At 62.0% G+C, this 12,708-nt stretch carries 14 protein-coding genes; 2 read left to right on the top strand and 12 right to left on the bottom strand.

What is annotated here, in order from left to right; genetic code table 11:
- The first annotated feature begins 195 nt into the window (after positions 1 to 195).
- Complete coding sequence (hspQ, locus tag AAC126_RS13725; protein WP_339854236.1) at positions 196 to 525, top strand: heat shock protein HspQ; 330 nt, start codon at positions 196 to 198, stop codon at positions 523 to 525.
- 121 nt (positions 526 to 646) lie between these two features.
- Here hspQ and AAC126_RS13720 read toward each other — a convergent pair whose 3' ends face one another.
- The 4 genes from AAC126_RS13720 to AAC126_RS13705 all read right to left on the bottom strand — a co-directional run bounded on the left by AAC126_RS13720 (position 647) and on the right by AAC126_RS13705 (position 4,738).
- A complete protein-coding gene (locus AAC126_RS13720) occupies positions 647 to 1,171 on the bottom strand; it encodes an SAM-dependent methyltransferase (RefSeq protein WP_339854234.1) in 525 nt (174 codons plus the stop codon).
- A gap of 230 nt (positions 1,172 to 1,401) precedes the next feature.
- Positions 1,402 to 2,289, bottom strand: coding sequence for an ABC transporter permease (locus tag AAC126_RS13715; RefSeq protein WP_339854233.1), 888 nt, complete (start codon positions 2,287 to 2,289; stop codon positions 1,402 to 1,404).
- Positions 2,282 to 3,238: an ABC transporter permease gene (locus AAC126_RS13710; RefSeq protein ID WP_339854231.1), complete on the bottom strand. Its 957-nt coding sequence runs from the start codon at positions 3,236 to 3,238 to the stop codon at positions 2,282 to 2,284. The genes AAC126_RS13715 and AAC126_RS13710 overlap by 8 nt, the downstream gene beginning before the upstream one ends.
- Before the next feature lie 24 nt (positions 3,239 to 3,262).
- Positions 3,263 to 4,738, bottom strand: a complete 1,476-nt coding sequence (locus AAC126_RS13705) for an ABC transporter substrate-binding protein (protein WP_339854229.1) — start codon at positions 4,736 to 4,738, stop codon at positions 3,263 to 3,265.
- 283 nt (positions 4,739 to 5,021) lie between these two features.
- On the opposite strand from AAC126_RS13705, the gene AAC126_RS13700 reads away from it, so the two are divergent.
- Positions 5,022 to 5,792 carry a DUF2189 domain-containing protein gene (locus tag AAC126_RS13700; RefSeq protein ID WP_339854228.1) on the top strand — a complete coding sequence of 257 codons (771 nt, stop codon included), beginning with the start codon at positions 5,022 to 5,024 and terminating at the stop codon, positions 5,790 to 5,792.
- On the opposite strand, the gene AAC126_RS13695 is transcribed toward AAC126_RS13700, so the two are convergent.
- From AAC126_RS13695 to AAC126_RS13660, 8 genes are all read right to left on the bottom strand, one after another.
- Positions 5,789 to 6,412: a hypothetical protein gene (locus AAC126_RS13695; RefSeq protein WP_339854225.1), complete on the bottom strand. Its 624-nt coding sequence runs from the start codon at positions 6,410 to 6,412 to the stop codon at positions 5,789 to 5,791. The two genes, AAC126_RS13700 and AAC126_RS13695, sit on opposite strands and share 4 nt — an antisense overlap.
- A gap of 304 nt (positions 6,413 to 6,716) precedes the next feature.
- Positions 6,717 to 6,854: a cbb3-type cytochrome oxidase assembly protein CcoS gene (gene ccoS, locus AAC126_RS13690; protein WP_193170465.1), complete on the bottom strand. Its 138-nt coding sequence runs from the start codon at positions 6,852 to 6,854 to the stop codon at positions 6,717 to 6,719.
- The gene (locus tag AAC126_RS13685; protein WP_339854223.1) at positions 6,841 to 9,144 is read right to left on the bottom strand and encodes a heavy metal translocating P-type ATPase; all 2,304 of its coding nucleotides are present in this window, start codon (positions 9,142 to 9,144) and stop codon (positions 6,841 to 6,843) included. The genes ccoS and AAC126_RS13685 overlap by 14 nt, the downstream gene beginning before the upstream one ends.
- Before the next feature lie 8 nt (positions 9,145 to 9,152).
- Entirely contained in the window at positions 9,153 to 9,668 is a 516-nt protein-coding gene (locus AAC126_RS13680; protein WP_339854221.1) for a FixH family protein, read from the bottom strand.
- Positions 9,665 to 11,215, bottom strand: a complete 1,551-nt coding sequence (gene ccoG / locus AAC126_RS13675) for a cytochrome c oxidase accessory protein CcoG (protein WP_339854220.1) — start codon at positions 11,213 to 11,215, stop codon at positions 9,665 to 9,667. The genes AAC126_RS13680 and ccoG overlap by 4 nt, the downstream gene beginning before the upstream one ends.
- A 43-nt stretch (positions 11,216 to 11,258) precedes the next feature.
- Complete coding sequence (gene ccoP, locus AAC126_RS13670) at positions 11,259 to 12,128, bottom strand: cytochrome-c oxidase, cbb3-type subunit III (RefSeq protein ID WP_339854217.1); 870 nt, start codon at positions 12,126 to 12,128, stop codon at positions 11,259 to 11,261.
- A 2-nt stretch (positions 12,129 to 12,130) separates the two neighbouring features.
- The gene (locus tag AAC126_RS13665) at positions 12,131 to 12,280 is read right to left on the bottom strand and encodes a cbb3-type cytochrome c oxidase subunit 3 (protein ID WP_339854215.1); all 150 of its coding nucleotides are present in this window, start codon (positions 12,278 to 12,280) and stop codon (positions 12,131 to 12,133) included.
- 12 nt (positions 12,281 to 12,292) lie between these two features.
- A partial coding sequence (locus AAC126_RS13660) for a cbb3-type cytochrome c oxidase subunit II (RefSeq protein ID WP_339854213.1) occupies positions 12,293 to 12,708 on the bottom strand: 416 nt, incomplete at its 5' end.

Genomic DNA, 12,708 nt, shown 5'->3' with positions numbered 1-12,708 from the left:
TCTTAATTTCGAACTGAACCGTTCGATTACCTAAAGATTGTAGGTAAAAAGGCCCAAGAACAAGGGAGATATTCATCTCTTGGTGGAAATGTGAGCCTTGCCGGTTCCGCGTCTGGTGTGCGCCAACGGTTGACGCTGCTCGACATTCCAGACAAGTTCCGTAAGAGTGAATGAAAACAATGGAATGGGTTGCCCGTGGTAAAAATTGTCGAAGCCAAATTTGGTATCGGCGCGGTTGTTCGGCACAAGATGTTCGATTTCCGGGGTGTCGTGTTTGATGTCGACCCCGAATTTGCCAACACCGAAGATTGGTATCTCGCCATTCCGGAAGATCGCCGCCCGAGGCGCGATCAGCCGTTTTACCATCTGTTCGCCGAAAATCCGGAAACCTACTATGTCGCGTATGTGTCGGAGCAGAATTTGGTGAACGACAGCGACAATGGCCCGGTGAACCATCCGTCCATTTCAGAGCAGTTCACGGAGTTCGATGACGGCCGCTATATTGTCCGTCACCACGAAGCCTGACCTCTTCTCACAGCTTGCTCATGGCGGTCCTGCGTGTCCTCACGCAGGCGCTGCTTGCGGCCGATGTTTGGGAGCCGGTCGCGCTGCGGGCTGTTCGCTGCTGTGACAGGATTGCGGGGCGTCAGGCGGCGCTTTGGCGCTGGCTTGTGCCGGATGCTCGCTCCGAATCCCGCTTTATGAATTCCCAGACCCGGGCAGGCGGCAGATTGCGCCAGGCAGTCCCGACATGTTTCGCATTGATCCCGAGGCCGTTTCGTATCGTCCGCGACACCGGGCAGGTCGGGCCATAGCTGTATTGAACGAGGGAACCGTTCTCTCCCAGCACCGCGAAGGCTTCGGCCAGGATGACATTGCGCTGGCTGCGGGGCAGGGACAGGAGGGGCAGGCTGGATACGATCCGCCGCACCGGTCCGGCATTGTTCGACGCGAGATGGCGCCGAAGATGCTCGGCGTCTCCGGCCACGACGGTGACTTCCGGAAAAGCGCGGCGCAGCCAGTCGGACAGAGCCCGATCCCGTTCCAGAACGACCATGCGGTCTGGAGCGATACCGTTCTCTATCAGGGCGCGGGTGACCGCCCCGGTTCCGCCACCAAGTTCGACGATCCATTCGTCCGGCGCCAGATCGGCGACCCTGCTGGCGATCAATCGTGTGAGGTCCCGTCCGCTGGGACGAACCGACCCAGTCTTGAGTGGGGCACGAAGCCATCTTGAGAGGAAGAAGATTTCCTCTCTGGCTGTTCGAAGACCCATGAAGCACTCCCTGAAATTAGGTCAGGATGTCGACCTTAAGATTTCATAAATAGGCTCAACGATCTTGTACCAAAAGCATAAAAATCGCAGGCCATTTACCGATATCCCTTATCGCTCTTGATATTCTAGGTCTTTGGCGGTTTTACGGCGCGTCGAAGTTTCGGATCCAGCAGATCGCGAAGCCCGTCACCAAGCAGGTTCAGGCCCAGGACGGTGACCGCGATGGATGCGCCGGGGAGAATCGCCAGCATCGGCGCGAAATAAAGCATGGTTTGCGCCTCGTGCAGCATTTTCCCCCAGCTTGGCTGTGGCGGCTGGGTGCCCAGCCCGAGATAGCTGAGGCCGGCTTCGGCGAGGATGGCCAGGGCGAACTGGATGGTCGCCTGCACGATCAGCGGGCTGGCGATGTTGGGCAGCATATGGCGCAGAGCGAGCTGCAGGGGTGGCACGCCGACCGCGCGGGCAGCGGTGACATATTCCATCTTCCAGACCGAGAGCGAGACGCCACGGGTAAGCCGGGCGAAGACCGGTATATTGAAAATACCGATGGCGATGATCGAGTTCACGGTCCCCGGGCCGTAGATCGCGGTGATCATCACGGCGGTCAGCAGGGCGGGAAAGGCGAAGGCAAGATCGCTTGCCCGCATCACCGCTTCGCTGATCAATCCGGGCCGCATGGCGGAGAGCAGGCCGAGCGGGCCGCCGACGCCGATGCCAAGGCCGACCGCGACCAGCCCGACCGCCACGGAATTACCCGCGCCGACCATCAGCATGGAAAGGATGTCCCGGCCGAAATGATCCGTGCCGAGCGGATGGGCGATGGAGGCCGCGTGGAGTTTTTCCGCGATATTCAGCACGGTGACCGGATAGGGCGTCCAGATCAGCGCCAGCGCGGCTATGAGCAGGACGGCAAGGGATATCGTACCGCCGATCATGAAGCCGGGATGGCGGGCCGCACGGCGCCAGAAACCGGCCCTGTGACGGCGTGGAGCGATGAGTGTGGCCTCAGACATTGCCGTCAGCCTGTCTGAGCCGCGGATCAGCCCATGCGTAGAGAATATCGATGATGAAGTTCACCGTGATGACGATGGCGACAAGCAGGACGACGATATCCTTCACCACGATCAGGTCGCGCTGGGCGATGGCCTGGAACATCAGGCGGCCCAGACCGGGCAGGTAAAACACGTTCTCGATAATGACGGTGCCCGCGAGCAGGAAGCTGAATTGCAGACCCATGATGGTGAGCGGCGCGGCGAGAGCGTTCCGTACCGCATGGCGCCAGAGCACAATCCCGCCCGGCAGCCCCTTGGCCCGGGCCGTCCGGATATAATCCTCCCCGAGCACGTCGATGACAGAGGAGCGCGTGACGCGAGCCAGGATGGCTGCCTGCGGCAGCGCCAGGGCGATGGCAGGCAGGAGGAGGGAGCCGAGGGCGGGCAGGATGCCGTCCTCGAATCCCGGAAAGCCGCCCGCGCTGGTCCAGCCGAGGGTGACAGCGAAAAGCAGGATCAGCAGGATCGCGAACCAGAAATTCGGCACGGCAACGCCGAGCTGTGCGATCCCCATGATGACTGTATCGGCCGGCCGGCCCCGGAACATGGCGGACAGCACGCCGCTCGGAAGCGCGATGAGTGTGGAGATCAGGATAGCCATCAGGGCCAGCGGCAGGGTGACGACCATCCGCTCGCCGATAAGCTCGGACACCGGCACGTCGTAGGTATAGCTGATGCCGAGATCACCGGAGAGAAAGGCGAGGACCCAGGAGATGAACCGTTCCGGGGCCGGACGGTCGAGCCCCATCTGCGTCCGCAGGGCCGCGAGCGTGTCCGGCTGTGCATTCAGACCGAGCATGACCTCCGCCGGATCGCCCGGAAGTATTTCCATGACGAGAAACACGACGAGGGCGGCGACCGCGAGGGTCGCCGCCAGAGTGATCAGGCGCCGCACGACAAATTCAAGCATGGGACGGTGTCCGGCTGGCTCGGGTTATTCCCAGTAAGCGCCCGTCACATCGTTGGCCTGGATCGGGCGGTTCGCCCAAAGACCCTTGATGCCCTTTTTCCAGACGCCGTTCTGGGCAAGTTCGAACAGGAAGCCGTTTACACTGTCTTCCGCCAGGATCTTCTGGGCTTCGCCGATCAGCTCTTTCCGTTTGGCCGGATCGACGGCTTCGGTCAGGTCCGCATAGACCTTGTTGAAGCGCTCGCTCTTGTAATTGAAGTAATAGCTGTCGCGCGCGTAGATGCCGATATCGAACGGCTCGGTGTGGGAAACGATGGTGAGGTCGTAATCCGTCGTCTTGAACACCTGCTTCAGCCATTGCGCCCACTCGACCGGGATGATCTCGGTTTCGATACCGACAGCGGCGAGCTGGGCCGCGATCACTTCACCGCCACGGCGGGCATAGGATGTGGGCGGCAGGGTCAGGCGCAGTTTCAGGCCATCGGCGTAACCGGCTTCCGCCAGCAGGGATTTCGCTTTCGCCACATCGTGCGGATACATGCCGGTGAGATCGAGATAGGCCGGATGATGCGGGGCGAAATGGCTGCCGATGGGTGTGCCGGAGCCGAACATGGCGCCGTCGATGATCGCCTGCCGGTCGATGGCATGAGCGATGGCCCGGCGGACACGAATATCGCTGAGGGCCTTGTTCGCATGGTTCATGGAGAGGATGGTCTCCCCCTCCGTGGTGCCGACGACGACTTCGAAGCGCGGATCGGCGCGGAATTGCTCCAGCAGCTCCGGCGCGCCGAAATTCGGGAAAACGTCGATATCGCCGGACATCAGGGCGGCGGCGGAAGAGGCGGCATCCGGCATCACCTTGAAGCTGACCTTCGCCAGTCTGGCGGCCTCGCCCCAATAGGCATCGTTCCGGGTGAGGCGGATCTCGGCGCCCTTGGTCCAGCGGTCGAAGGTGAAGGGCCCCGTGCCGACCGGCTTGGTCTTGTTCGTATCCGCGCTTTCCGGGGCAACCATGACAACGTCACCCCAGCCCAGATTGAACAGGAAATGGCCCGTCGGGCGTTTCAGGGTAATGGTGACGCTGGTGGCATCCGGTGCCTCGATTTTGGCGATCGGCTCGAACAGGGCTTTCTGGGCGTTGGTGCTGTCTTCCGCCATGGCGCGGTTGATCGAGAACAGCACATCGGCTGAATCGAATGCCGTGCCATCGTGGAATTTCACACCATCGCGCAGTTTGAAGCTGTAGGTCAGCCCGTCGTCGGAGACATCCCATTCCTTTGCCAGTCCGGGAAGCACCGCACCATCCGGTCCGATCCGGGTCAGTCCCTCGAACACGTTCTGATAGACCACCTCGTCAATGGCGGCGGCGGCACCTGCCGTCGGATCCAGATGCGGCGGCTCAAGCCCGATACCGAGTGTCAGGCTATCCTTGGCGGTGGCCTGTCCGGACATGCCGATACCGGCAGCCAGCAACGCTGCTGCGAACAGCTTGGTTTTCATTCTTTGTCTCCCTGCCCAAAGCGGCACCGTAAGGGGGCGCCGCCCGAAAGGGGGCAAGCCTTACACGACCCCTGTTGCACTGCAATAGTGTGAATGGAAATGCGGGTTGCTTCTCCAGGTGGCCTCCAGCCCGGAAAACATTGATCTGGATCAATGTTTTTGTCTTGTTTCCCGATATTATTGAGAGTGACACTAAAGCTGAATGTACCGCCGCGACCATGGCCCGGTTTCCGGGCATGCAATGAGAGCGGGTAAGAAAAACCGGAGGAATATGATGGTGTCGATGGATACCATTCAGGTGCATGGCAGCCGGATGGAGCCTGACGAACCCTGGGAATGGCTGGCGGCTGGATGGCGTGACATCCTGGCCGGACCGGCAATCAGTCTGACCTACGGGATCGCTTTCTCCGTTGTCAGCCTGGGACTGGCGGGGGCGCTCTTCTATTTCGATATCCCGCATCTCCTGCTGCCACTCTCGGCCGGATTCATGCTGATGGGGCCGATGCTGGCGGTCGGACTGTACGAGACCAGCCGGCGGCGTCAGGCGGGAGAGCCTGTTTCACTCAGAACGGCGCTCTTCGTGCCGGTACGCAATCCGACGCAGCTTGCCTCTCTCGGGGTGATTCTGATGGCGGCGCACCTGATCTGGATCCGCATCGCCACGTTGCTTTATGCGCTGTTTTTCGGCACTCAGCCTTTTCCGGGGCTGGAAGAGTCCATCAGCATCCTGTTCTTCAGTTTCGATGGTCTCGGTCTGCTGGTCGTCGGAACGGCATTCGGCGGCGTGCTGGCGGCGGCGGTCTTCGCGCTTACCGCGTTCTCCGTGCCGATCCTGATGGTCCGGGACGTGGATGCGGTAACGGCCGTGCTGGAAAGTGTGAAGATGGTCCGGCAGAATCTCTGGCCGATGCTGGTCTGGGCCTGGCTCATCGTGATGCTGACGGCGGTCGGGATCGTGACCTGTTTCGTTGGCCTGGCGGTCACTTTCCCCCTGATCGGCCATGCGACGTGGCATGCCTACCGGCGGGCTTTTGACGGAGTCAGGCCGGACTAACCGGCTGTTTTGGCCTTTGCCGCGCCGTTGAGCCATTCGAAGGCGCGTGGATACCAGTCTCTTGGAGCCGCGTGCCCGCCATCGTAAAGGCAGAGCGCAAGTCGGGATCCGCCGTCGCAGCGGTTCCATTCCCGGCAACGCAGGCCCCGGGGGCCGGTGCTCTCGATTTCCGGCAGCTCGCACTGGTTATGGCGACGCAGGATCTCGAAGCTTTCAAGCACATCTCCCTGACGCCATTGCCCGCGTATGGTCCGGCCCGCGAGCGGCACAACTTTGTCGCCGCGCCCATGCACGTGGATCATCGTTACCGGACCGGCCGGGCAGCCCACCGGATGCGGGCGCCAGAATGCCCCGGAGACTGGGAAGAAACCGGCATAACGGTCCCCGGCCAGGCAGGCGATATCCCAGGCCATGGATGCGCCGAGCGAGAAGCCCGAAATCCAGAGGCGTGAGCGGTCGATGGGCCAGCGCGTGGCTGCATCCTCGACGACGGCTGCCGCGAAGGCGACTTCATCCCGCCTGTCTGGCGGCGCGCCACGGACAGACCAGGCTTTGTCGATGCCGTTCGGGGCGATGATGAGTGCGCCGGCGTCTTCAGCCGCTTTTGTCAGCGATTTCATCGCTATAACGGTGCGGCCCGTCTGTCCGTATCCATGAAAGTAAGTGAGGAGCGGCAGGGGACTTACTCCATCCCAGCCGGCGGGCACCTTTGCGTGGTAACTGCCGCCTTCAAGAAGGCAGGCTTCTTCTGGCCCGCATGCCTGTTCTGTGCCGTGGGCGGTTTGTGTCGGTATGCCGGCGAAGACGAGCAGCGCCGCAATCACCGTTGGAAGGATGTGGGACCATCTCATGGATGGGAGATTGAACCGGGTGCGGACGATTGTAACCCGGGAAAATCTCCAATAACGGTGTCGTGACGCAATGTCAGTCGTCGTCCAGCATGCGATGCGCGGCACCGTCCAGATCCTCGAACTGGCCGTTCTTGAGCGCCCAGAGAAAGGCGATCAGGCCGATCAGCCCGAGAAACAGGGCGGCGGGAATGAGGAAGCTAAGCGCGGTCATTGTGGGGCTCCGGCAGGATATGGCCGAGTTTAATGCGCAGGGCGTTCAGCGTCACCACCAGCGAGGAGGAGGACATGGCGATGGCGGCAACCAGCGGTGTGGCCAGACCGGAGGCCGCGACGGGGACCGCGATCAGATTATAGGCAAGGGCGAGGGTGAAGTTCTGGAATACCAGTGACCTGGAGATCCGGGCGGTTTTCAGGCTCTCCAGAACCGGCGCCAGATGCTGGCCCTGAAAGATGAAGTCCGCCGCCGTCTGGCTTGCGTCCGCGGCCGTTCCCGGAGAGATCGAGGCGAAGGCGGCGGCCAGCGCCGGAGCATCGTTCAGCCCGTCGCCGACCATGCAGACCCGGTGCCCCTGTGCGGTAAGAGCGTCCAGCCGGGCAATCTTGTCCTGCGGCGTGCAGCCATGCCGCCATGTTGTGATCCCGAGCTCCCCGGCAATCCGGGCCACTGCATCCTCCTGGTCACCGGACAGCAGCTCCACGGCATAGCCGTCCTGCTGCAGGGCGGAAATGACGGTCGCCGCATCGGGGCGGATGGTGTCGTTGAAGCGGAACTGGATGTGGCGGCCATTCTCGGAAAGCCAAAGCTCCGGGCCATCATGCGCGATGCCTTCATTGGCTGAAACACCGGCGAACTCCCGCCGCCCGAGGCGGATTTCACTCTGGCCGTCCGTGGCCCTGAGACCCTGCCCGGGAATTTCCTCGACTGACTGGAGTGCTGCCACCGGACCTGCCACCCGTCGCAAGGCGAGAGAGAGCGGGTGGCGGCTGGCGGCGGCCAGGGAGGCTGCGCGCTTCAGGTCCGCGAGGGCAATGCCATGCCGGTCAACAAGTTCGGGCTGGCCGAGGGTGAGGGTGCCGGTCTTGTCGAAAACCACGGTATCGACGGAGGCGAGGCGTTCGAGGCCGTCCCCGGACTTCGCCAGGATGCCCGCCTTCAGCAGACGCCCGACGGCACCAGCCTGGACCGCTGGTACGGCAAGGCCGAGGGCGCAGGGGCAGGTGACGATCAGGACCGTGATGGCGGTCATCAGCGCGCCCTGCCAGCTTGCCCCGCCAATCAGGAACCAGCCGAGGAAGGTTGCCAATGCGACCGCATGCACAGCCGGGGCATACCAGCGGGCCATCCGGTCGGCCAGACGTACATATTTGGCCCGGCCCTGCTCGGCGGCTTCCATCAGGCCGACGATCTCTGAAAGCAGCGTGCCTTCGTCGGTGGCCGTCACGGTGACGGTGACGGGAGCGCCGACATTCACTGTTCCGGCAAACACTTTGTCGCCGATCCGTGTCGGCCGAGGCAGGCTTTCACCGGTCACCATGGAGGTGTCGATTTCCGTCTGGCCGCTGGCCAGCACGCCGTCGACAGGGAGGCGTTCACCGGCGGCGACGGCAACGCTCATGCCCGGCCGGATGCTGTCGACAGGCATCGAGGTGTAACTGCCGTCGGGGCCGATCACGGTTGCTGAGACGGCTCTGAGAGACAGCAGGTTCTGGGCCGCAGACTCAACCTTGCGCCTCAGAGAACGGTCAAGGAAACGGCCGATCAGCAGGAAAAAGAGCAGGCTGACCGAAGCGTCGAAATAGACATGCTCGCCGCCACGCGTGGTCTCGAACAGGCTCATGCCGCAGGCGAGCAGGACGGCGAGGGAGATCGGCACGTCCATGTTGGTGCGGCCGTGCGAGACGGCGGAGAGGGCAGAGCGGAAAAACGGCCGCCCGGCATAGGCGACGGCAGGCAGGGCGATCAGAGCGGACAGCCAATGCATCAATGCCCGCGTCGCTTCGCCCATATCCTGCGCAAGACCGGCCCAGACGGCGACGGAAATCAGCATCACATTGGCGGCGGCGAACCCGGAGACCGCCATGGCTTTCAAAAGGTCGCGATCGTCCGTGTTGGCCGAGGCAGCGAGCTTGACCGGATCGTAGGGGCTGACTTCGTAGCCGAGATCCGCCAGCAAGCCGACGAGTGTTGCCGCGTCCGTCTGTGCCGCGTTCCAGCGCAGATGCAAACGGCGTGTCGTTGCGTTGAGCCGGGCGGTCAGGACGCCGGGTTTTCCGTTCAGGCCACCCTCGATCTGACGGACGCAGGACGGGCAGTGCATGTTGCGCACGATCAGATGCAGGTCCGAGATTCCGTCTTCACCCGCAACAACATAGGACGCGACATCCGCCGGCCGGATTACGTCCGCCGCGAGATCCATGGCGGCCGCGATCTCGCAGCAGCTCGCAAGTGGCGCTGTCTTGATGTTTTGCGTGCCGGCCGGGCTGTCGGAGGTGGCGTTCATGCTCGTGCCTATTCGATCCAGAGTGTTCCGTCCTGGCGGAAGGGCGTTCCGTCAGCCATGAGCGCTGTCAGGCGTGTATCCCAGTTACCATTGGTCGGCAGGGTTGCCTGCCCGACATAGCGCCCGCCAGCCGTCTCCGAGAGCGTCACAAGTTGATCGTAGGTCTCGTTGATCGGATGGCGGAAGGCGAGTGTGATGCTGGCGGGAGTCAGTGTTTTGTCCATGTTGTCCGCAAGACGGGCAGAAACGGACATGGTGATGATGCCGGGGGGCGTCTGGTCCCGCGTGAAAGTAACGTTCACCTGCCAGCCGCGCGCCCGTTGCTCTTCCGCGTCACGGATTGCCGCGTTGTAGGTCAGGCCCTCCTGATAGGACTTGTGGCTGGTCAGCCCGGTCCAGGTCTCGAGGGCCAGGGTGATGAAGGTGACATTCACCGCGATAACGACCCCGAAGAAACAGAGCAGGATCAGCAGGACGTGTTTTCCCTTGAACTTCATCGGAGTGCTCATCTGGATGTCGCTCATTGCTCTGGTCCTCTGAATACCGTGTCGTTGACGGCGATGTTGCCGTCATCGAGATCGGTGACGATGAAATCGAAATCTGCCCGGCCGTCCGGCGCATTGGCCGCCGGGACGGCGACGAAGACCCGGAACTGGGCAAGCCGGTCCGCCGGAACCGCGAGGCCGGTGGTGCCGTCCAGTCCGACAACGCTGATCAAGGCATTCTCCAACCCGTCAACAGCGATCCTGAAGTGCCGCACTTCGTGCTGCTTGTTTAGGATCTTGATCGTGTAGCCGTTCCGGATGCCGCCGTCGGACAGTTTCACGAACAGCGGATTGCGGTCATGCAGGATATTGATGTCGAGCGTGGACCGGGTAATCAACGTGGCCAGCATGATCAGCCCGACAATCGCGATCAGGGCGGCGTAAATCACGGTCCGCGCCCGGAAGATGCGGGGCTTCTGCTCCGGCTCGCCCGCTGCCCGCCGCTCGTGATTGACGTAGGTATCGTAGGAAATCAGGTTCAGCGGCCGGTCGATCCGGGTCATGACGTCATTGCAGGCATCAATGCAGAGCGCGCAGTGAATGCATTCCAGTTGCTGGCCGTCGCGGATGTCGATGCCCATCGGGCAGACCGCGACACACTGGTTGCAGTCGATACAGTCGCCGCGTGTTTCCCAATCCATATCCTTGCGGAACGGCGCCCGCTGCTCTCCCCGGTCTTCCTTGTAGGAGACGATCAGGGAGTCCTCGTCGACAAGCGCGCCCTGGATACGCGGCCAGGGGCACATGAAGGTGCAGACCTGCTCCCGCATCATGCCGCCGAAAATGTAGGTGGTGGCGGTGAGTACAGCGACGGTGCTGTAGGCGACGATGGGGGCCTGCAGGGTGAAAAGATCCACAAACAGCGACGGCGCGTCGGCGAAATAGAAGATCCAGGCGCCGCCGGTTGCCATGCCGATCAAGATCCACAGTACATGCTTGACGGTTTTGCGCGCGACCTTGCCGATGGATAGCGGTGCCTTGTCGAGCCGGATACGGGCACTGCGGTCACCTTCAACCAGACGCTCAACCCAGATGAAGAGATCGGTCCAGACCGTCTGCGGGCAGGTATAGCCGCACCAGACCCGGCCGGCGAGGCTGGTCACGAGGAACAGGAGGAGGGCGGCAATGATCAGCAGTCCGGTCAGATAATAGACCTCTTCCGGCCAGATCTCGATGAAGAAGAAATAGAAACGCCGTGTCGGGAAATCGATCAGGATGGCCTGATCGGGCGCGTTCAGACCGCGATCCCAGCGTATCCATGGGGCGATATAGTAGATCGCCAGGGTGATGGCCATGACCAGCCATTTCAGCTTCCGGAACACACCCTTGGCGCGTTTCGGATAGATCTTGACCCGCGCCTTGTAGAGGGAGCGTTCCTCCTTCTTGTTGACGGCATCGACATCGACCGTCTCGACATTTGCCGATGGCGCTGTGGCTTGGCTGAGTACCTGGCTGGCCTGGTCCATTTGGGTGACCTGTTTGTCGGTTGACTGACGGGGCCGGAAAGCCGGACCCGGATCACGCACGAAATGCTCTCCCGCCGGCGAACCGGCGGGAGACAGAAGGTGTTTATTCGCCGCCGCCGAGTGAATGGACATAGACGGCAAGCTGCTTGATGGTCGCCTCGTCAAGGCGATTGGTCCAAGCGGGCATCACGCCGAAACGGGCATTGCTGACGGTCTCCCGCAGGGTCTGACGGTCACCGCCATAGAGCCAGATCGCATCGGACAGCCGGGGAGCGCCGAAGTCGCGGAGACCCTCGCCCTTTTCGCCGTGGCAGGATGAACATTGCTCGGCGAAGATCGTCTGGCCTTCCGCGGCCGCCGCTGCGTCATGCTCCTGCCCGGAGATCTTCAGGACATATTCGACGACCTGGTTGATCTGCGCCCGGTCAAGCATCTCGTCCTTGCCGAAGGCCGGCATCTGGCTGTAGCGGGTATCGTCATGATCCGACCGGATACCGTAATGGATCGTTGCCGAGATCTCTTCCGCCGTGCCGCCCCAGAGCCAGTCGTCGTCATTCAGGTTCGGGAAGCCCTTGAACCCCTGGGCACCCTGACCGTGGCACTGGGAGCAGTTCACCGCGAAGGCCGACTTGCCGCCCGCGAGGGAAAAATTCAGCAACTCGCTGTCGTTACGGATATCAGCCAGTGACGCCGTCTCGATCCGGTCGAGATATTGCGACTGGGCCGCTTTGGCTTCGGCAATCTTGTCCATCACGTCCTGACGGGAGGAATAGCCGATCACGCCCTCGGTATGACTGCTGATCAGCGGCCAGGCTGGATAGACCACCCAATAGCCGACAGCCCAGAGGATGCAGGCATAGAAGGTCCAGAGCCACCAGCGCGGGAGCGGATTGTTGAGTTCCTTGATCCCGTCCCATTCGTGACCGGTTGTGTGAACGCCGGTCACTTCGTCTTTTTCAACATTGTGAGCCACGATCAATCCTCCTCAAGCGGCAAATGCGCGGCTTTCTTGAACTTGCTCTTGTTGCCGGGCCACAGCGCGTAGATCACGGCTGTGCTGAACATCACGACCAGGAACACAAGGCCCCAGGATTGCGCGAAGGCGGAAACAGTCTGATATGTCATGGAAACCTCCTCCTACCTGAGTGCCGGGTCTTTGGCGTAGAGGTCGAAATCGACCAGGGTGCCGAGCATCTGGAGATAGGCGATCAGGGCATCCAGCTCGGACAGCTTCTTCGGATTGCCGTCGAAATCCCGCACCTGAGCCTTCGGATAACGCGCCATGAAGGCATCGACATCGTCGGCATCCGGGTTGACCTGTGTGCGGGCATCCTCGACCGCCTTCTCGATCATCTCGTCCGTATAAGGCACACCGACTCCACGATTGGCGGAGAGGTGACCGGCGAGATCCTCGATCTTGAGCGCGCTTTCGGCGAGGAACGGGTAGCCCGGCATGATCGATTCAGGCACCACGGAGCGCGGGTTGTTCATGTGCGCAACGTGCCAGTCGTCCGAGTAACGGGCACCGACCCGGGCGAGGTCCGGTCCGGTCC

It is taken from the genome of uncultured Nisaea sp. (assembly GCF_963974195.1).
In the GTDB taxonomy this organism is placed as follows: Bacteria; Pseudomonadota; Alphaproteobacteria; order Thalassobaculales; family Thalassobaculaceae; genus Nisaea.
This window is presented reverse-complemented; position numbering and strand designations above follow the sequence as displayed.